The organism is Cupriavidus sp. NPDC089707 (assembly GCF_044748965.1).
Taxonomy (GTDB): Bacteria; Pseudomonadota; Gammaproteobacteria; order Burkholderiales; family Burkholderiaceae; genus Cupriavidus.
Map to the genome: position 1 here is coordinate 147,044 of NZ_JBIVHB010000014.1, position 19,812 is coordinate 166,855.

The window sequence follows — 19,812 nt, forward strand, 5'->3', positions numbered from 1 at the left end:
TCACGAATCCACGCTGCGCGCGATGGAAGCCATTGTCGGCGCCAACGCCTGCCGCACCGGCGAAGCCGACACCCAGGCCTACGTCACCGACTACCGCGGCATCTACCGCGGCCAGGCGCAGGTGGTAGTGCTGCCGTCCTCCACCGAACAGGTCAGCCAGGTGCTGCAGTGGTGCCATGCGAACCGCGTGCCGGTGGTGCCGCAGGGCGGCAATACCTCGCTGATGGGCGGGGCCGTGCCCGACGACAGCGGTACTGCAGTGGTCGTCAACCTGAGCCGCATGAACCGCGTGCTGGAGGTCGACACCATCAACGACACGATGACCGTGCAGGCCGGCGTCACGCTGAGCGCCGCACGCGGCGCGGCCGAAGGGGAAGGGCGCCTGTTCCCGTTGCGCATCGGCTCCGAAGGCTCGTGCCAGATCGGCGGCAACCTGTCGACCAATGCCGGCGGCACCGCGGTGCTGCGCTACGGCAATATGCGCGACCTCGTGCTCGGCATCGAAGCGGTGCTGCCCGACGGTCGCATCTTTTCGTCGCTGCGCGGCCTGCGCAAGGACAACACCGGCTACGACCTCAAGCAACTGTTTATCGGCGCCGAAGGCACGCTCGGCATCATCACCGGTGCCGTGCTCAAGCTGATGCCGCAGCCGCGCAGCACCGCCGTGGCCCTGGTCGCGGTTAAGGACCCGGCCGCCGCGGTGGCGCTGCTCGGCGAAGCCAAGCGACTCTCCGGCCAGGCCGTCAGCGCCTTCGAGCTGATCTCGCGGCCCGCGCTGGAACTGGTGCTGGAATACCTCGGCAACGTCGCGGCGCCGCTGCAGGACCGCCACGACTGGATGGTGCTGATCGAACTGACTTCCGGCACCGATGCCGAAAGCCTCAATGCCACGCTGATGGAAATCCTGGAGTCGGGCTTTGGCCAGGGACTGGTGCTGGATGCCGCCGTCGCCGCCAGCCTGGCGGACGTGCAGACCTTCTGGCGCATCCGCGAAGAGATTTCCGATGCGCAGACGCGCACCGGCGGCAGTATCAAGTGCGACGTCTCGGTGCCGCTGTCGCGTATCGCGGCGTTTGTCGAAGAGGCTTCGGCCAGGGTGCTGGAGCTGGTGCCAGACGCGCGCATGGTGATCTACGGCCACATGGGCGACGGCAATGTCCACTTCAACCCGCTGCGGCCCCGGGACCAGGCAGCAAAGGATTTCCTGGGCCAGTGGTATGAGCCGGTGTCGACGCTGGTGGATGGCCTGGCTTATGCAGGGAACGGCTCGGTGTCGGCCGAGCACGGCATCGGGGTGGCAAAGCGAGACGATCTGGTGCGGTACAAGTCGCAGGTCGAGCTGGAACTGATGTGGCAGGTCAAGCGGGCGCTGGATCCGATGAATCTGCTGAATCCGGGGAAGGTGCTGCCGGCGCCCTGAGTTGGCACTATCGGGAGATTCTGGCAAGCGTCAGGCCAACGGCCGGGGAGCCGCGCACGGCCACCATGGCAAGAATCCGCCGTCTCGGCTAAGGTGAGGGGTATCCAGAACGCCGGAACAGGCGCATGCCGGCCTCCGGCACACGCCCGGCCCCCCGCCGAGACCTATATGAGCGCCCCCGCCACCGATACCGCCGCTGTCCCCACTCCCCTCAAGAAGCCCGAACTGGACTATCCCTGCGGCGACGCGCCCGAGCCCGGCCGCGCCAGCGAGATCGTCCCCGGCGTGCTCTGGCTGCGCATGCCAATGCCGCTCGGACTGAACCATATCAACTTGTGGGCGATCCGCGACGGTGCAGGGTGGGCGGCAGTCGATTCCGGCTTGCAGACGCCTGAAACGGCGCAGGCCTGGCGCACGCTGTTCGGCGACGGCGGCGCGCTGTCCGACGGCCTGACACGGCTTTTCGTCACCCACATGCATCCCGACCATATCGGCATGGCCGGCTGGCTCAGGCGCAAATTTGGCTGCCAGCTGTGGATGACCCGGATGGAGTACCTGATGTGCCGCGTGCTGGCCGCCGATACCGGACGCGCCGCGCCCGACGACGCCATCGAGTTCTACCGCCGCGCCGGCTGGGACGACGACGCCATCGAGGTCTACCGAACCCGCTTCGGCGGCTTTGGCAAATTTGTCCACGCCTTGCCGGAAAGCTTCAGGCGGATGGAAGACGGCGCCACTATCCGCATCGGCGACCATGACTGGAAGGTCGTCGTCGGCACCGGCCATTCGCCTGAGCATGCCTGCCTCTATTGCCCGTCACTGAAGCTGCTCGTCTCCGGCGACCAGGTCCTGCCCCGGATCTCGTCCAATGTGTCAGTGTTTCCGACTGAACCCGACGCCGATCCCATGGAGGACTGGCTGGCGTCGCTGGACAAGGTCAAGGCGGCAGTGCCAGACGATGTGCTGGTGCTGCCGGCCCACAACGAGCCGTTCCGCGGGCTGCACGCCCGGATTGACTATCTGCGGGCGAGCCAGATGCAGGCGCTGGACCGGCTGCGTGGCGCCCTGGTGGAGCCGAAGCGGGCGGTGGATGTGTTCGGCGAGCTGTTTTCACGTCCGATCACGGGGGCGGGTGGGTTGTTGGGGATGGCGACGGGGGAGAGCATTGCGCATCTGAACTACCTGCTACATCGTGGCGACGCAGTGCGGGAACTGGCTGCGGACGGGGGCTATTGGTATCGGTTGCGATAGTCGGTGGCGGGTGCGGGCGGGGTGTTGTGCCCCGATGGTGTTGCTGACGTACAACGACCATCAGCCCTCTGAGCACGCAATTGTCTACTGGATGGCGGCAGATGTTTGCCGCCATTTTTTTCGCGGATCGAGTCGATAGGACTGTCTTCCACGCGGGGGACGAATTCAGAAAGTTCCGTATCCGCAGGCTGGCTCTTAAGGGTTCCGCGGGTTGCAGAGGACACTGCCACCAGAAAGTCGCGGCATGCCCAGGCTCCCTCAACCCGCCTGCGATGCAAGGTCCGCAAAGCGGGCGCCTGTTCTATGCATCTGCTGAAATAGGCTGGGGGTTTCTACTTACTTCTCGGTGACAAATTTTGAGAAGTCTGCGTAGTGCGATTTCGTACAGATGATGCACAGCCCAGTGCACAAGAGGGTTCCCCCAAGCCTTCGATCCGGGTTCCATCAGCCTTTTTGTTCTCAGCGTTTAGGCCGGATGCCTTGCACATATAATTTTTTTTGCGCCGGATCAATTTGATTTGATATTTATTCATTCAATTTTTTCCTTGATGATTTTGTTAATTATCAGTGGATTGATTAATTATCGAAATTCCTTAGTAAGAATCAGATCTTTCCTATTTCGCAATGCATAAAAATGAAGGCGGCGAGCCGGGGAACCCATGACCAGAGCGGATTTCGGTGGTGCTGGAACGCCACCTAAGTTGCGTGGGGTGAACCGAAATGCATCTAAATTGATTCAATTTGATGCCGTCCCCTTCAAGGGCAGGTGTGCCAAATTGTGACAAGATGTAGCCGCCGCTGCGACCAACCCGTATTATTGCCCGCTGCAAAAGTGGTAGCGCAAAAAAGAGCGCCATCGGGTCAGCAAAAAACACAAACGAATAATGCGTGGAGCAAATCGGGAAGCGGTCGCCGGCAGCATGATCGCGACCTGCAGGTCATTAGTGGGGCGCCAGCCTCGCACTACCCCGGCACAACGCTGGACGGCAGCGCCGCAGACTTCGTCCAAGAGGCTTTATCGGCCGACCGCAGTCGCCACAACGCCCGGCGTCGGAGTGTGTGCTGGTGCACCTGATCTCGAAGCTTGCGGCTTGAGTGCCCTTGTCCTGAGCGACCTCAAGCGATGAGCCGGACCTCCGTCCGGTCGGACGTCTCAGTCGCGGTTTCCGTCTGGAAAGCGCTTTTCTTGCGCGAGGCCACTGGTCGCCTGGCGGGAGGGCGTGCGGCCTGGCTCTGGATCCTTCTCGAACCCGCGGCGCACATCGTCTTCCTGATGGTGGTCTTTGGCGTGATCCGGCACCAGGTGAGGCAAGACGCAAACATTGAAGTCTTCATCCTTGTCGGCGTGTGGGGATTCTTCCTGGTCCGGAACATTGCCCAACGCGGCATGGAAGCCATCGCTGCGAACCAGGCGTTGTTCTCTTACCGGCAAGTACAGCCGGTCGATACCGTACTGGTTCGTGCCGCAGTCGAAGCATTTCTCTACGTCATCGTAGGCGCCGTGCTGCTGGCCGCGCTTGCACTGCTCGACATCGACGTACGACCGGCCGACCCACTGCTCGTCATGTGGTCGGCGTTTCTTCTGTGGGCCTTCGGGCTCGGTCTCGGTCTGATGCTTTCTGTGATCGGCACGCTCCTGCCTGGGCTGGGCAAGCTCATCAAGATCGCTTTCACGCCGCTCTACTTCCTGTCCGCCGTCATGTATTCGGTGTCCAGCCTGCCGCTGGGCATGCGCAATGCCGTGCTGGTGAACCCGATCACGCACGGGCTCGAAGCCATGCGCAGCGCCTGGTTCGCTTCTTACCGCGGCGAAGCACATATCAGCCTCGGATTCCTGGCCTTCTGGGCACTGGTCACGGTATTCCTCGGCCTGGCCCTGCATATGCGATACGCAACCAGGCTGACAGCGCAATGATCGAGATCACCGATGTGCACAAGCGCTATCGCACCGCTCATGGCTCCAAGTGGGTGCTGAAGGGCGTTTCTCTGTGTATCCCGCCCAAGAGCCGCGTGGCGCTGATTGGCGCGAACGGCGCAGGCAAGTCCACGTTGTTGCGGCTTGTCGGTGGGATCGATCAGCCCAATAGCGGGCGCATCGAGCGCAACTGCAGGGTCTCCTGGCCGCTCGGGCTGTCAGGCGGGTTCCAGGGCTCGCTCAGTGGCCGGCAGAACACCAAGTTCGTTTGCCGCATCCATGGCATCAGCGAGGGCCTTGCCGACAAGCTCGAGTTCGTGCGCGAGTTCTCTGAACTGAACGACGCCTTCGATGAGCCGGTAAAGACCTATTCCTCCGGAATGCGATCACGCCTGGCTTTCGCCATGTCGCTTGCCTTTGATTTCGATACCTACCTGGTGGACGAACTGACAGCGGTCGGTGATGCAGCGTTCAAGCGCAAGTCCCAGAAAGCCTTTGAAGACCTCGCTGGCCGCGCAGGCTTGGTGATGGTCTCGCACAGCGAATCCACACTGAAAAACTTTTGCCAGGCGGCGGTCTGGCTGCATCAGGGCCGCGCGCATTGGTTCGATTCCGTCGAGGAGGCCCTGCGCGAGTACAGGGAAAGCATCACAGCATGATGAAGACGATCACGTCGGGCGCCGCAGGGCAGATTGGCCGCCTGACACGCATGAACAGCCTGAACCGTATCTGGCAGGTGGCTATTGCCGCCTGCCTTGTTGCCGTTGTGTACTGGAGCGTGATTGCCTCCGACCTCTACGTGTCGGAAGCCCGCGTTGTCATCGAACGCAGCGACGGCGTGGGTGCCAGTGCGACCGACTTCACCTCGCTGCTGGTCGGCAATACCGCGCCACAGGACTTGTTGCTGCTGCGGGAATACCTGCTCTCGGCAGACATGCTCAAGAAGCTGGACGAGCGCCTTGGCCTGCGCAAGCACTACGCGGACAGCGGCCGGGACGCGTTGTCCCGGCTTTGGTTCGAGGATGCATCGCTTGAGCGTTTTCATGATTACTACCTGAAACGCGTGAGCGTCGAATACGATGACTTCGCCCGCGTTTTGGTTATCAAAGTCCAGGCGTACACGTCGGAAATGGCCCTCGCCATCAGTACCGAACTGGTACGCGACGGCGAACGCTTCATGAACGAGATGACGCACCGCATCGCCAGCGAGCAGGTGGTCTATATCGAGAAACAGGTGCACGACCAGGGCGAACGCCTGAAGGCGGCCCGCCAGGCGCTGGTTGCCTACCAGAACGCCAACGGCCTGGTATCGCCGCGTGGTGAAGTGGAGAGCCTGTCGACCGTGGTGGCAAACGCAGAGGCGACCCTTGCCGAATTGCATGTCAAGCGGAATTCCCTCAAGAACGTCTTTACGCCCCAGTCCCCGGCAATCCAGCAGATCGACGCACAGATCGCGGCAGTCGAGCGCCAGATGGCAGAACAGCGCGGCCGGATGGTCTCCACAAAAGGCCGTGGCCTGAACCGCGTCGTGGAAGAGCACGACCGCCTGCAGGCCGCGGCGGAATTCGCATTCGATATCTACAAGACCGCCATCGGCGCGCTGGAGAAAGCGCGCATCGAGGCGACGCGAAAACTCAAGAACGTGGCCGTCGTGCAAAGCCCGACGATCCCGGAATATCCGCTTCAACCCAGGCGCATTTACAACATCGTGGTGTTTGTCCTGATGACGTTGATGCTTGCTGGCGTCGTGCAACTGATGAGCGCCATCATCCGCGACCACAGGGACTAGAAATGCTTAGAAGAATCATCACCCTTGCAGTGGCCGCCGCCGGACTCGCGGCCGTCAATAGTGCGCTTGCGCAGGCCGGAACGCGCATGGTGCAGTCGCCTGCTATCGGGCAAATGGATTATGCGGTCATTGCAGCGCAGGGCGGCGCGTCACCTGCTGGCACCACGTTCAGCACGGGCGCTGCTGCCGTGCCCATGGTCCCCGCTCGAGCCGAAACGCCTCTGCCAGAGAGCGCTCCGCAGAACAACGACTACACCGCCAACATGGCGAGCGACGCCTTCGGCGCGCAGCTCTTCACCGGCGCGTTCAGCCGCGACAGCGCATCCATCTTCAATCCCAGCCATGTGATTTCCGTCGGTGACCGGATTCAGCTGAGGATCTGGAATGGCTACAACGTCGACACGGTGCTGACCGTAGACGCCGGCGGCACCATCCTGTTGCCCGAGATCGGCCCGTTCCGCGTGCAGGGCATCACCAGCGGCAACCTGCAGACTGCAATCAGCAATGCGCTTCGCCGGGTGTTTGCCAGCAAGGTGTCGATCTATGCCAGCCTGCTGGCAGCCCAACCGGTGCGCGTGTATGTGACCGGCGCTGTTCGCCGGCCCGGCATGTACGACGGCACGTCGAGTGACAGCGTCCTGCGCTATCTCGACCAGGCCGGAGGTATCGATCCGGATCGGGGCTCGTTCCTGGATGTCGCGATCAAGCGTGGCAACCAGACGCTGGAAGTCGTGAACCTTTATGACTTCCTGCTGAAAGGCGATCTGACCTCGCGTCAGCTGAATAACGGCGACGTCATTTTCGTCGAGTCCCGCAAGAAGACCGTGAAAGTCAGCGGTCTGGCAGAAAACGCGAAGCGATTCGAGTTCATGGGCGACCAGGCCCGCCTCGACCAGCTCGTCCGCCTGGCCAAGCCGCTGCCTGAAGCCACCAACGTGCGGGTGGTGCGCAATACCGGAACTGTCCGGAACGTCGAGTATTTCCCCATCTCGCAAGGCAACCAGATCGACCTGCGGGATGGCGACGAGATCGAATTCACGGCTGACAAGCGGCCGGGGACTATCACCGTTCGCGTTGAAGGCGAACACACCGGTCCTCAGGAATTTGTTCTTCCTTATGGCACGCGCATGGGCCAGTTGCTCAGTCAGGTCCAGTTCACGCCGGAATCGGATTCCGAAAGCATCCAGCTGTTCCGCCAGAGTGTGAAGGCACGACAGAAGGCATTGCTCGGTGCCACGCTGAAGACCCTGGAGTCCAGCGTATTGACCGCTCGCTCTGGGACGGCGGAGGAAGCTCAGTTGCGCAAGGAGGAAGCCGCACTGATGCTGCAGTGGGTGGAGCGCGCAAAGAAGATTGAGCCCACCGGCCAGACATTGATTGCGAAATCCGAGGCTCGCAACGGTCTGCTTCTTGAAAATGGCGACATTCTTCGCGTGCCAGTGAAGGATGGTCTTGTACTGGTCAGCGGCGAGGTGCTCTTTCCCAACGCCGTTGCCTATGACAAGAGCATGGATCTGGATGAGTTCATTCAGCAGGCCGGTGGCTTCTCACAAAATGCCGACACGTCGCGCGTGATTATCGCGCATCGGGATGGCAGCTTCTCGGATGGTAAGAAGGATGACGCGGTACGAGCAGGTGACGAGATCATGGTGTTGCCTAAGGTCGACTTCAAAACGCGTCAGTTTGCGAAGGATGTTTTCCAGATTCTTTATCAGATTGCTATTAGTGCAAAGGTCGTCCTGGGGCTATGAAAAACAACACCATTGATAAGAAACTCACAGTTGCAATTCCCGTTCGTTGGGCGAGTGAACGATCCGATCTGCTTGATCGGCTTAGTTTCGCCAGGATGGATACTGATTTGCCGGAGGAGGTCGAGATTTTAGTCGTGGACGATGGTTCGCCGCTAGACTTGGCGGGGCGCCTTGCATCGGAATGCGCGCGGTATGGGTACAGCTACTATCGACTGCAAACGGAGCATCTTCCCTTTTCGATTGGGCGGGCGAGGAATGCTGCTGCTCAATGTGGCCTCTCTGACTACATCATGTTCCAAGATGTAGATTTGATGCCATACACAGGCTTCTTTCGCGATGTTCTACGCGAGGCAATCATTAATGGTCTCGATGATTCGGTTGATAATTTCTTGATGTTCGGTGTAATTTACCTGACGGAGTCTGCCACCAAGGAGTTCCGTGATACGGAGCCCGAACTTCGGCGTCAAAAATATATACAGCTATTGCTGCAGAATAACAAAACGGCTATCGAAAAATTTTCCACTGGGACGTCGGTGACAGTTTGGAGGCGGGACTATTTCCTGGCGACGGGTGGTAACGATCCGGAGTTCAATGGCTGGGGCTATGAGGATTTGGAATACGCTTGTCGCGCGATTCGTCGCCGAAAGAAATTTCCGTTGCCTTCGGAATTTACACTGGATTATAGAAACTTTCAAACTATTACCGAATATAAAGGCTGGAAAAGCATTTATCGACTTTTCGGGGATATGACATTTCAGAAGGGAATGGTCCTATTTCACGCGTGGCATCCTGTTGAGCCAAAAAGCGACTACATGGCTGCAAAGGCAAAGAATCGGCAACTGTTCGAAAGGAAGCTTGGGGATTTTCGCGATAAAGGGATTGAGCCCGATCCGCTTCCAATGCTCGGCAGCGGGAAGTCATTGGTGCTGCGGAGTAACCCATGGGTGACAAATAGGTGGGCAGCACCGTTTTTGGGTGAAATTGTCCATATCGATGAAGATTATTTGCCGTCTGATACCTTTATCGAGTTTCTTCGGAGCTCCGGGTTTAGTCGCGTTGTATTTCATAACCCATATGCTAACGAGAGATTGAAGGCTCTATATGATGCTGTGCGTGAGAATGGGTTCCCATTTATTGTTGTTGAGCGCGGAGCGCTTCCTGACTCTGTTTTCTTTGATCCACACGGATTCAATGCGGATAGCGTGAGCTATGCGACAGAGAAATGGGATCACGAACTGAAAAATGGTAAGAGGACAGCCACGTTGCAATATATGCAACGCGCCATGACTGACGACGAGTCCCTCGAGGCTCAATCACCGCGCCAAGGTGCGGCAGTTCTTCGAAAAAAACTAAAGATTTCGCGTGGTAAAAAGGTTCTTGTTGCGTTCCTCCAGCGTCCCACGGATACCGTAATTGAGAATTTTATGGGCCCAATGGAGACATATGAAAATTTTATGCGTCTGCTCGCACGATTGCCCTATGCCCTAAGGCAAGATTGGGTCCTGCTTGTCAAACAACACCCGCTGGAGGTGGATGTAATTGATATTCCGGGGGCAATCAATGTTGATCAATGCAATACCAAAGATCTACTGGAACTTTGCGACGGCATGATCGCAGTTAATTCCGGTGTGGGCGTGCTGGGTATCATGTTTGGAAAACCGGTTCTACATTGTGGGGACGCTTTTTACAGCAACCCCAGCTTTGCTCGGCAGGTGTTGAACGAAAGCGATGTTGTTAGAGCCCTAAATGAATTCAAACCTGATTACGAGAAAGCAATAAGGTTTATAAGTTACCTTATTAATGATTTTTATTCGTTCGGGCGATTTAAAGCGAGAAAAGTCAAGTGGCATGACGGTTCCTTTATGACTGCCACAACTGAAATTGATTTTTATGAGCTCCGGTATCCGGGAAAGAAAGAGTTGAAACGAGAACTTCGGGATACAGTTGAGGTGTCTTCGGAGTCCATATTGTTCGATCGGTATCGTGCGGCAGCCACAGTTGTTAATGTGCCAAAGGAAGCGTCGGTTAAGGCTGCTCCTGCAAAGCTTGTAAAGGAGGCTCCCGCCAAGGTGGTGGTATCTGCGCCACCACAAATGCCGCAGAGCATCCAAGCGGACGTGGGTCGCCGACCGGCAAATCAACTTCCATCGTGGCGGCGGAAAATGAAGAAGTTGACAAATAATCCGGTAATGTTCCTTAGGGATTCGAGGCATCCTTTGTTTAGGGCTATTGGAAATCGAGTCGCAGTTAAGTAAAGGGTGTATATGGTCGAAGGGGTGAATGTCAAAAATATCGGTAGCGATAACGTTGTCGATCTTGCCGATATTGGCAAGTGCATAAACAGCGAAATCATTATTTCCGGGAGCGGGAACAAGGTGAAAGTATCGGCTGGCACGTCGCTTGTTAACGTCAAAATGCAATTGCTGAGTAATGGCAATATTGTTGAAATTGGAGAAGGCTGTCGAGTAACTGCTTCAATCATCATGAAGCTGGTAGATAATAATTCTCTGAAAATTGGCGATCATACTACGATAGGCGGTTGTAATTTCATTTGTGGTGAGGGGACCTCTATTATCATCGGCCGAGATTGTATGCTTGCATGGAACCTCGAGATTAGAAGTACAGACTCCCATGCGATAGTCGATGCTGAAACTGGAAAGCGGATCAACCAGGCAGCAAATATTTTGATTGATGATCATGTGTGGATTGGTGCTCATGCCACTATACTAAAAGGGGCTCATATTGCCCGTGACAGCGTCGTGTCCATTCGTTCCGTCGTTACAAGCGAGTTTGATGAATCGGGGGTGATCTTAGGTGGAGCGCCGGCTCGAAAACTTCGCTCTGGTATTAATTGGAAGCGCCCGTTGTTGGGATAATAAATTGCTGAAGCACACTTCTATTGCTAACAATCTGCCGTTCGTATTGTTCGGTGGAGTCAATGTCCTGGAGTCACGCGACCTCGCACTTCGTTCATGCGAGGAATACGTTCGTGTTACCCAGAAGCTTGGCGTTCCGTACGTATTCAAGGCCAGCTTCGACAAAGCCAACCGCTCCTCCATTCATTCCTACCGCGGCCCAGGCCTCGAAGAGGGGATGAGGATTTTTGAAGCGGTGAAGGCCGCGTTCGGTGTCCCGGTGATCACGGACGTCCACGAGCCATGGCAGGCCCAGCCAGTTGCAGAAGTAGTAGACGTAGTGCAACTGCCAGCCTTCCTGGCCCGCCAAACAGATCTCGTTGTCGCCCTTGCCAAAACCGGCAAGCCGGTGAACATCAAAAAGCCGCAATTCCTGAGCCCCACGCAGGTCGTGAACATCGTCGAGAAGTTCAAGGAAGCAGGCAACGATCAGCTGATCCTGTGCGACCGTGGCACCTGCTTTGGCTACGACAACCTCGTCGTCGACATGCTTGGCTTTGGCGTGATGAAAAAGGTCACCAACGATATGCCGATCATCTTCGACGTGACCCACGCCCTTCAACAGCGTGATCCCGGTGGAGCCGCATCGGGTGGCCGCCGACAGCAGGTTGTGGAACTTGCGCGGTCGGGTATGGCCGGCGGTTTGGCAGGTCTGTTCCTGGAAGCGCATCCTGATCCGGCCAATGCCAAGTGCGATGGGCCCAGCGCCTTGCCGCTCGACAAACTGGAGCCGTTCCTTGCACAAGTGAAGGCGATCGACGATCTGGTGAAGTCGCTGCCCCCTTTGAACATCGATTGACGGAGCTGAACTCGTGTTGAACGGGGAAAAGGATCGAGTCGCCATCGTAATTCCGGCACGCTATGGATCAACCCGCCTGCCGGGCAAGCCGCTTGCCGACATCCTGGGCAAGCCCATGGTTCAGCACGTCTACGAACGTGCGTGCCAGGTGGAGGGTGTTCATGCCGTACTGGTAGCCACCGACGATGCCCGTGTGGCAGAGGTGGTGAAAGGCTTTGGTGGCCAATGTGTCATGACCTCGCCTGACCATCCGTCTGGCACGGATCGTCTCGCGGAAGTGATGGCGCATGTGCCTGCGGATATCTACATCAATCTCCAGGGTGATGAGCCGCTGGTTCGGCCGGAGGACATTGCCAAGCTCGCCGCCGGCATGTGCAAGGACGCGTCCGTACAGGTTGGTACGCTCTGTCACCACATTGACGGGGACGAGGCGCTCAACCCGAATACGGTGAAAGTTGTCCTGGCATCGAATGGCGATGCGCTGTATTTCAGTCGGTCTCCTATCCCGTACCCGCGGGACGCCGAGGCGGCCACATACCTCAAGCACGTTGGCGTATATGCCTATCGCCGCGAGGTACTGGCGGCGTACGCAGCTTTGCCCCAACCGATGGTCGAGCAGGCAGAGAAGCTCGAGCAATTGCGATTGCTGGCGGCCGGCATGCGAATCCGTGCGTTTGAGGTTGCCCCTACCGGCCCGGGCGTGGATACGCCGGAGTGCCTTGCTCGCGTGCGTGCGTTGATGGCCGGCAAACAGCCGGAGTTGCCGCCCTCGCTGGCTGACGTACGCCTTGTGATCACCGACGTGGACGGCGTGCTGACCGACGGCGGCATCTACTACGACGCCACCGGTGAGTGCCTGAAGCGCTTCCATGTGCGCGACGGACTTGGTATCCGTCTGCTGGAAGAAAACGGCGTGCGCGTGGCAGTCCTGTCCGGTCGCGACTCGGAAACCTTGCGCAAGCGTGTGGCTGACCTCGGCGTGACGCTCTTCCAGTTTGGTGTCAAGGACAAGTTCGCCGCTTGCCGCATGTTAATGGCCCAGGCGAAGGTAACACCTGAGCAAACCGTGTGTATCGGCGACGACAGCATCGATTTGCCTGCATTTGCAGCATGCGGTCTGTCGTACGCGGTTGCGGATGCGGCCAGTTATGTGAAGGCGCGCGCCACGGGCGTGCTGTCGACCCGTGGAGGAGAGGGTGCCTTACGTGAACTGGCTGATGGCATCCTGCTTGCACAAGGGAAGGCGCAGGTTTTTGGTACAGCCGAGGGCTTTGCCACGGTGATGTCTGGCGTCGCTCAATAGTTGTCCGGCGCAGCTGAGAAGTAGAACCAAGAAGAAACAAGCAGAAGCAAGAGAAGAATCAAGCAGGGAATGAGAGAAATGACTGGGGTCGTTACATTGGCACGCAACGTCGTTGCCGCGGAAATGCAGGCGCTGGATCGCATGTCGAGCCGTATCGACGCCGGCTTCGAAAAGGCGATCGACATTATCTTGAGTGCCCGCGGCCGGGTGGTTGTCGTCGGCATGGGCAAGTCGGGACTGATCGGGAAGAAGATCGCTGCCACCATGGCATCGACTGGGACGCCGGCATTTTCGGTGCACCCGGGCGAGGCATTCCATGGTGACCTGGGCATGATCAAGCCCATTGATGTGGTGCTGATGATTTCCAACAGTGGAGAAACGGAAGAGCTGATCCGTATTCTGCCGTTCCTGAAGCATCAGCAGAACCCGGTGATCGCGATGACCGGGAAGGTCAACTCAACGTTGGCCAAGCACAGCGACGTTGTGCTGGATATCTCGGTCGAGCGGGAAGCCTGCAGCAACAACCTGGCGCCCACCAGTTCGACGACTGCAACGCTGGTCATGGGAGATGCCCTCGCCGTGGTGCTTTCCGTGAACCGTGATTTCCAGCCGGAGGACTTCGCGCGTTTCCACCCCGGTGGAAGCCTCGGCCGGCGGCTGCTGACTCGCGTTGCCGACGTGATGCACAAGGAAAATCTGCCGATTTGCAGGCCGGGTGCATCTTTCCGCGATGTCGTACATGTCATCAACCGAGGCCGTCTTGGCATGGCACTGGTGATGGAGGGCGATGCACTCCATGGCGTCATCACGGACGGGGATGTCCGCCGGGCTTTCGATTCGGATGGGGACTACAAGGCAATCCTCGCCAAACAAATCATGTCGACCGATCCGAAGCAGGCCTCGCCCGATGAGCGCTTTGCCGATGCGGAAGCGCGGATCCATGCTGCGCGGATTGGTGCACTGGTAGTCAAGGACGATTCGGGGCGCGTAGTCGGCATCCTGCAGATTCATGATCTAGGGACCGATGAACCTTCCGTCTGAGGGTGCCATCGGCATTCTTTCCCACGGCATTCGCCGCATTGAACACCTTTCTGCCTTTCTTGGGGAAGAGGTGATTGCGGTGCATCCCTTGCAGGGCGCAGGTGCGCCGCTCTCGGGCATCGCTGCCTGGGGGAGGCGCCCGACCGCACGCAAGGCGCAAGTGTTCGCGCGCTCACGCGGCATCAGGCGTTTCCTGTGCCTGGAAGATGGATTCCTGCGATCGCTGCATCCGGGGGCGTCGTCCCAGACTTGCTCGCTGGTCGTGGATGACCTCGGCATCTACTACGATGCATCAGAGCCATCCCGGCTTGAGGCCATGGTTTCCATGCCCCTCATGCCAATGGAGCGGGAAAGGGCGCAAGGTCTGATCGAGCGTTGGCGTGCTGCAGGCGTGTCCAAGTACAACTATGCGCCCGCGCCTGGTGTATTGCCGGCGAAGCCGTACGTCCTGGTCATCGATCAGACCGCCAATGATGCTTCTGTCCGGTTTGGCCAGGCTGACGGCAACAGCTTTCGGCGCATGTTGGAGTCCGCGCTGCTTAACTATCCGGACTGCCAGATCGTCGTCAAGGAGCACCCCGAGGTCGCACTCGGGCGCAAGCGGGGCTATCTTGGCAGCATTCTCGACGCGGGCAACTATCCGCGCGTGGTGCGGCTGCAGGATGACGTACACGTCGTTCCGCTGATATGTCAGGCGCGGGCGGTGTTTGTTGTCACTTCGCAAGTTGGTTTCGAAGCGCTCCTTCACGGCAAAACCGTTCATACCTTCGGCATGCCGTTCTACGCTGGCTGGGGCCTGACCAACGACGATCTGCCGGGGCCGTCCAGGCGTCATCCCGTATCGCTGGAACAACTCGCGTTTGCTGCTCTGGTCCGGTATACGCGCTATGTCATGCCGCATTCCGGCAAACGCTGCGAGGCGGAAGATGCGATCGACTATCTGGCGTTGCAACGCCGGATGCGCCACCAGTTCGCTACGCAATTGCATGGGGTCGGATTTTCGCGCTGGAAGCGCCCGATCTTGCGGGATTTCCTGCAGGGGAGCGAGGTTGTATTTCATCGGAATCTGCGCGCGGTTCCGCACAGCGCTACCGTTGTGCGCTGGGGCCGCAGCATCGACACCTCGACTCGCGCCGATCTATCCGTGATTACTGTGGAGGACGGCTTCCTGCGTTCGGTTGGATTGGGTGCACAGTTGATCCGTCCACTGTCATGGGTGTTCGACCGTACCGGCATCTACTATGACGCGACCAGGGAATCCGATCTGGAGCGGCTGTTGGCGAATGCGGAGTTTGATTCCGCGACGCTTTCCCGCGCAGCACGCCTCCGGGAGACGATCGTCAATGCTGGCCTGACCAAGTACAACGTTGGCGCGGGCAACTGGAGCCGTCCGCCGGGGCTCGGCAATGTCATCCTGGCCGTGGGTCAGGTGGAAGCGGATGCTTCCCTCCGGTTCGGAGCTCCCGGCATCCGCACCAATCGGGCGCTGCTTGAAGCGGTGCGCGCAGAAGCGCCGGATGCCTACATCATCTACAAGCCTCATCCGGATGTCATGACCGGTTTGCGTGGCGACCGCGATGCCGAGTCCGAACTGGCAGGGCGTTGCGACGAAGTGGTGTCGGATTGCCCCATGGATCGTTTGATCGCCGCTGTGGACAGCGTACACGTGCTGACGTCCCTGGCCGGGTTCGAGGCCCTGTTGCGTGGCAAGCCGGTCACGACGCATGGGGCGCCGTTCTACGCCGGCTGGGGCCTGACCGACGACAGGTGCGAACTGCCACGCCGGCGCCGCCGGCTTTCGCTCGATATGCTCGTGGCGGGAGCGCTGATCCTGTATCCGCGCTATGTCCTGCGCGATGCGCGGGACAACTTTGCCTCCGCCGAGCAGGCGGTAGACCATATGTTGTCGTGGCGCAATGAGTCGCCGACGCCAGGTGCACGCTTGTTGCATCGATGGATGCAGCCGCTGCTCAGGCCATGGACCCGCTGGCGCGATGCGGCGGCAGGCGCGGAAACGCGGCGGGGCAGAAGCTTGGGCGGCGACGCTCAGGCCCGGGGCGATCTTGGTGGACAACATCGACCGGTACCTGCGCCTGAGCAATAGGGCAGCACCGAGCAAGAATCAGAATAGATATCAGCGGAAAGCAAGCGCAGCGCGAGGGTCGGGGAAATGTTGTCGTTCAGGAACGCAGCCGGAAGCATTGACATACCGAATCTGACGAGGGTCGGTCGGGATACCGCTTTGCAAGATCTTGCGGGGCCGGTCGCGCCCGAGCAGGCGAGCATCGATCAGATTGCCAGGCATCGGCGCATCCTTCTTCTCCAGGGGCCGAACGGGCCGTTCTTCTCGCGCCTTCGCGACCTGCTCGTCGCGAAAGGCAGCCAGGTCACCAAAGTCAATTTCAATGGTGGCGACGATTTCTTCTACCGTGCGGACGACGTTGTCCGCTTCACGCGGCCGATGGTGCTGTGGGAGGCATTCCTGCGCGACTTGCTGGCGCAGCGTCGTATCGATGCGATCGCCGTATTCGGAACCAGCCGCCGTCAGCATCGCATTGCCGCCCGGGTGGCGGAAGCGCTGGGCGTCGCCTTCTGGGCGTTTGAAGAGGGCTATGTGCGGCCGGACTACATCACGCTGGAGCGCGGTGGCGTCAACGCGGATTCTCCGCTTGCACCGTTGACGATGGGAGACGTCCCCAAGGTGGCTGTTCCGACCAGGCCTCGCAAATTCCGGCACTCATTCCGAAAGATGGCGCTGCACTCGTTCTGGTACTTCGCCAGCGGTATGGCTGACGCACGCCGCTATCCGCATTACCGGCATCACAAACCGATCGGCTTGCATGAACTGGGCCGGTGGATTCGGGCGGCATTCCGCAAGCAGGTCTATCGCTGGCAGGAACGAGATCTTCGCGAACGGTTACTGGCAAGCGAGCATCCCCATTTTTTCCTGGCGTCGCTGCAGGTCTACAACGACAGCCAGATCCGCGTGCATAGCCCATGGCGGCGTATCGAGGACTTTATCGAGTGGACGATTTTCTCGTTCGCGGAGCATGCGCCTGCCGACAGCTTGCTCGTGTTCAAGCATCACCCTATGGATCGCGGGCATACGGACTACGCTGCGACCATCGATGCGTGCGCGGCGCGTTTTGGCGCGAGCGGGCGCATTCATTATATTCACGACGCGCACCTGCCATCGCTGCTGCATCGCTGCATGGGGCTGGTGACCGTCAACTCGACCACCGGACTGCAAGCCTTGTTTCACCGTGTACCGGTGATTACACTCGGCCGTTGCTTCTATGCCAAGCCTGGATTGACGTATCAGGGGCCGCTGGATGCCTTCTGGAATGATCCAGGCGCGGTGGACATGAATATCTTTACGCGATTCCGGAATTACCTGATCCGTGTCTCGCAGATCAATTCGTCGTTTTATGCCGATGACATGCTGGTGCCGGTACCGGAGCGGCAATGCTGGAGTATGCAACGGCCGCGGCTGGCCCGCGCGCTTTTTGCGGTAGGGCTGATCACAGCGGATGCCTATAGCGGGAGAGCATGGGACTTCACCGCCACGGTCAATGTGTTGGCCGCACTGCTCGGTTAGGCAGTTTCGCTTGCCCAGACGGCGCCTCGCTTAAATGTGCTCATCGTTCAAATCCTGAGCGGCGGATTCAATGACGGCTACGGTCAGGGAAACAACAGACAGCAAAACAAGACTGATGGTCAGCATGCTAGTCCTTTATCGAGCCGGCACGGGCTATCGGTTATTCAACGGCCGATAGGACGCTGATACAAATAGGAGGAAACCCGCATATGCCTAGTTGTCCGTTATTTAGGTTTTGAATCGAGCCGGACGCTGCCACATGTTAGTCCGTGCCATCCCTGTGTTTCAAATCTACAACATGCAAACAGTAACACCGACTCGCGGGATTGCTCCGCTGGCTGACACACAGATATAGAGACTGTCTCTCGTTATACTACTAGGCGCTGGTTCGCCGGCGCGCCCGCTGTCTTTTCGACACGGGAGGCTGGCTGATGGCCTGCCAACGGCGCCCCCCGCCCCCAATCGCCCCCAAACATCAATCTCGCTCCCGCAGTCCCATGAGAGAACGCATCGCCGGCTTCTTGCTGATGGTCTTCATCGTCCCGCTAGCCGTCCTCGGATACCTCCTGATTGTCTACATCGGCTTCTTTGGTAAAACGGAGCGCGGCCGTGCCGGCGTACGGGCGCTAGATCATTTCGTTAACGCGACCCTATTTAACGGCTACGCCTGGGAGTCTGTGTCATCCCATGCCTGGCGTGAACAGCACCGGTGGTGGGCGCGCTTCATCATCTGGTTTACCGACAAGTTTCAGCAGGATCACTGCCGCCGCGCGAATAAGCGTGAGCAGCCGGTGGTGGACCTGGTGCTGAAGAAAAAGCTGCACAATCGGACGCAGTGATGAGTGCAGTGACGCAGGAAAAACCTTCGCCTGTCAGCACGGGCAAAGTAAAGCATCGCAAGGTCTATTACGTCAGCGGATTCGACCCCCGCGGCGCTGCTTACTATCACCGCTTGTATCGCGAAGAATCCGCCAAGCAAGCGGTCCATCATGGCGGCACGGTTACCATAGGCAAGCGGTCCCGGCTAGGCGAGCATGTGAGCGCCTGGAGCCTGGACGGCAAGTGGGATGGCCATGCAGTGTCCACGCAGTACCAGTTTCTGCATTGGGACGATTTGGTGCGCAGGCACTGGGAGCCGAGCCTGTTGCGATTGGTGCTGTCGGCGCTGGCCACCTATGGCCGCTATATCGGATGCGGTGCATTCGGGCGGCTGAGCAGCACATTCCGCGGTCCTTTCTATAGTGCGCTATACCCGTTGGCTTATCTGGCGCTGCTGACGTTGCTGGCTGCGGGATGCGCAATCGGTGTCAAGGCGCTGATTGGCACCGCTGGAGCAAATGGCTGGCCGGCATGGGCGGGTGGCATTGCTGCCGGTGCTGGAATGTTTGGCGGCGGCATTGCCTTGGCGAACCGGCTGGCGGTGTTCTGGTTGCTGCAAATCTATCGCTTCGTGCAGAGGTGGGGCGAGCGCGAGCCGGAAGATATCAAGGCCCGGATCGATGCATTCGCTGACTGGATCCGGAAGGACCTGGAGGCATCGGACTGTGATGAAGCCTTGGTGGTCGGCCACAGCGTCGGCTCCATCGTCGGCGTTTCACTGGCGGCGAAGCTGACGGATGCGCTGCCGCCCGCGCAGCGTCGCCGCGTGACGCTAATTACCCTCGGCCAGTGCATTCCGCTGCTCAGCCTGATGCCTTCGGCCAAGCCCTTCCATCAGGACCTGAAGCGTCTCGCCGAAGACCGCGACATGCAGTGGCTCGACATGAACGCCCGTGCCGATTCCCTGTGTTTTTCGCAAGCGAATCCGCTCGACATTTCCGGCATCAAAGGTGCCAGGGTCGGCCGTCCGACTCAGCAAGTGGTCCGCCCGTTCCGCATGTTCAGCAAGCAGGACTACGCCCGCATGAAGCGCAGCAAGCAGCGCCTGCATTTCCAGTACCTGATGGCAAGCGCCTTGCCGAATGAGTACGACTATTTTCGGATGACGGCCGGACCGAGCCGTATCCAGCCATATTGAATTCGCCCCCATT

General features: G+C 59.0%; 15 protein-coding genes. All 15 read left to right on the plus strand.

Translation table 11 applies throughout. From position 1 onward, the window contains the following. Positions 1 to 22: 22 nt before the first annotated feature. The 15 genes from ACIP1U_RS21755 (at position 23) to ACIP1U_RS21825 (ending at position 19,799) form a co-directional block, all read left to right on the plus strand. Complete coding sequence (locus ACIP1U_RS21755; protein WP_400319272.1) at positions 23 to 1,420, plus strand: FAD-binding oxidoreductase; 1,398 nt, start codon at positions 23 to 25, stop codon at positions 1,418 to 1,420. A gap of 168 nt (positions 1,421 to 1,588) precedes the next feature. Then, on the plus strand, positions 1,589 to 2,671 hold the full coding sequence (locus ACIP1U_RS21760; RefSeq protein WP_400319190.1) for an MBL fold metallo-hydrolase: 1,083 nt from the start codon (positions 1,589 to 1,591) through the stop codon (positions 2,669 to 2,671). 1,123 nt (positions 2,672 to 3,794) lie between these two features. Then, entirely contained in the window at positions 3,795 to 4,586 is a 792-nt protein-coding gene (locus ACIP1U_RS21765) for an ABC transporter permease (protein ID WP_400319193.1), read from the plus strand. Then, on the plus strand, positions 4,583 to 5,245 hold the full coding sequence (locus tag ACIP1U_RS21770; protein WP_400319196.1) for an ABC transporter ATP-binding protein: 663 nt from the start codon (positions 4,583 to 4,585) through the stop codon (positions 5,243 to 5,245). Before ACIP1U_RS21765 ends, ACIP1U_RS21770 begins: the two co-directional genes overlap by 4 nt. Beyond that, positions 5,242 to 6,375, plus strand: coding sequence for a chain-length determining protein (locus ACIP1U_RS21775; RefSeq protein ID WP_400319198.1), 1,134 nt, complete (start codon positions 5,242 to 5,244; stop codon positions 6,373 to 6,375). The genes ACIP1U_RS21770 and ACIP1U_RS21775 overlap by 4 nt, the downstream gene beginning before the upstream one ends. Positions 6,376 to 6,377: 2 nt before the next feature. Continuing rightward, the gene (locus ACIP1U_RS21780) at positions 6,378 to 8,126 is read left to right on the plus strand and encodes an SLBB domain-containing protein (RefSeq protein WP_400319201.1); all 1,749 of its coding nucleotides are present in this window, start codon (positions 6,378 to 6,380) and stop codon (positions 8,124 to 8,126) included. Continuing rightward, positions 8,123 to 10,381 carry a glycosyltransferase gene (locus tag ACIP1U_RS21785; RefSeq protein WP_400319204.1) on the plus strand — a complete coding sequence of 753 codons (2,259 nt, stop codon included), beginning with the start codon at positions 8,123 to 8,125 and terminating at the stop codon, positions 10,379 to 10,381. The genes ACIP1U_RS21780 and ACIP1U_RS21785 overlap by 4 nt, the downstream gene beginning before the upstream one ends. A gap of 9 nt (positions 10,382 to 10,390) precedes the next feature. Further along, a complete protein-coding gene (locus tag ACIP1U_RS21790; RefSeq protein ID WP_400319274.1) occupies positions 10,391 to 11,002 on the plus strand; it encodes an acyltransferase in 612 nt (203 codons plus the stop codon). A gap of 4 nt (positions 11,003 to 11,006) precedes the next feature. Next, entirely contained in the window at positions 11,007 to 11,840 is an 834-nt protein-coding gene (kdsA, locus tag ACIP1U_RS21795) for a 3-deoxy-8-phosphooctulonate synthase (protein WP_400319207.1), read from the plus strand. A 13-nt stretch (positions 11,841 to 11,853) separates the two neighbouring features. After that, positions 11,854 to 13,143: a 3-deoxy-manno-octulosonate cytidylyltransferase gene (kdsB, locus tag ACIP1U_RS21800; protein ID WP_400319210.1), complete on the plus strand. Its 1,290-nt coding sequence runs from the start codon at positions 11,854 to 11,856 to the stop codon at positions 13,141 to 13,143. A 78-nt stretch (positions 13,144 to 13,221) separates the two neighbouring features. Beyond that, positions 13,222 to 14,184: an SIS domain-containing protein gene (locus ACIP1U_RS21805; RefSeq protein WP_400319213.1), complete on the plus strand. Its 963-nt coding sequence runs from the start codon at positions 13,222 to 13,224 to the stop codon at positions 14,182 to 14,184. Next, complete coding sequence (locus tag ACIP1U_RS21810) at positions 14,168 to 16,288, plus strand: capsular polysaccharide biosynthesis protein (protein ID WP_400319215.1); 2,121 nt, start codon at positions 14,168 to 14,170, stop codon at positions 16,286 to 16,288. The genes ACIP1U_RS21805 and ACIP1U_RS21810 overlap by 17 nt, the downstream gene beginning before the upstream one ends. A gap of 138 nt (positions 16,289 to 16,426) precedes the next feature. Next, complete coding sequence (locus tag ACIP1U_RS21815) at positions 16,427 to 17,782, plus strand: capsule biosynthesis protein (protein ID WP_400319217.1); 1,356 nt, start codon at positions 16,427 to 16,429, stop codon at positions 17,780 to 17,782. A gap of 497 nt (positions 17,783 to 18,279) precedes the next feature. Continuing rightward, complete coding sequence (locus ACIP1U_RS21820; RefSeq protein ID WP_400319220.1) at positions 18,280 to 18,621, plus strand: hypothetical protein; 342 nt, start codon at positions 18,280 to 18,282, stop codon at positions 18,619 to 18,621. Beyond that, complete coding sequence (locus tag ACIP1U_RS21825) at positions 18,621 to 19,799, plus strand: hypothetical protein (RefSeq protein ID WP_400319222.1); 1,179 nt, start codon at positions 18,621 to 18,623, stop codon at positions 19,797 to 19,799. The genes ACIP1U_RS21820 and ACIP1U_RS21825 overlap by 1 nt, the downstream gene beginning before the upstream one ends. Positions 19,800 to 19,812 lie beyond the last annotated feature (13 nt).

Excerpts from the sequence above, each read along its gene's own strand:
- ACIP1U_RS21810 (WP_400319215.1), top strand. The coding sequence starts at position 14,168 with ATGAACCTTCCGTCTGAGGGTGCCATCGGCATTCTTTCCCACGGCATT.
- ACIP1U_RS21765 (WP_400319193.1), top strand. The coding sequence starts at position 3,795 with ATGAGCCGGACCTCCGTCCGGTCGGACGTCTCAGTCGCGGTTTCCGTC.
- ACIP1U_RS21790 (WP_400319274.1), top strand. The coding sequence starts at position 10,391 with ATGGTCGAAGGGGTGAATGTCAAAAATATCGGTAGCGATAACGTTGTC.
- ACIP1U_RS21785 (WP_400319204.1), top strand. The coding sequence starts at position 8,123 with ATGAAAAACAACACCATTGATAAGAAACTCACAGTTGCAATTCCCGTT.
- ACIP1U_RS21805 (WP_400319213.1), top strand. The coding sequence starts at position 13,222 with ATGACTGGGGTCGTTACATTGGCACGCAACGTCGTTGCCGCGGAAATG.
- ACIP1U_RS21760 (WP_400319190.1), top strand. The coding sequence starts at position 1,589 with ATGAGCGCCCCCGCCACCGATACCGCCGCTGTCCCCACTCCCCTCAAG.
- ACIP1U_RS21770 (WP_400319196.1), top strand. The coding sequence starts at position 4,583 with ATGATCGAGATCACCGATGTGCACAAGCGCTATCGCACCGCTCATGGC.
- ACIP1U_RS21775 (WP_400319198.1), top strand. The coding sequence starts at position 5,242 with ATGATGAAGACGATCACGTCGGGCGCCGCAGGGCAGATTGGCCGCCTG.
- ACIP1U_RS21820 (WP_400319220.1), top strand. The coding sequence starts at position 18,280 with ATGAGAGAACGCATCGCCGGCTTCTTGCTGATGGTCTTCATCGTCCCG.
- ACIP1U_RS21825 (WP_400319222.1), top strand. The coding sequence starts at position 18,621 with ATGAGTGCAGTGACGCAGGAAAAACCTTCGCCTGTCAGCACGGGCAAA.
- ACIP1U_RS21755 (WP_400319272.1), top strand. The coding sequence starts at position 23 with ATGGAAGCCATTGTCGGCGCCAACGCCTGCCGCACCGGCGAAGCCGAC.
- ACIP1U_RS21780 (WP_400319201.1), top strand. The coding sequence starts at position 6,378 with ATGCTTAGAAGAATCATCACCCTTGCAGTGGCCGCCGCCGGACTCGCG.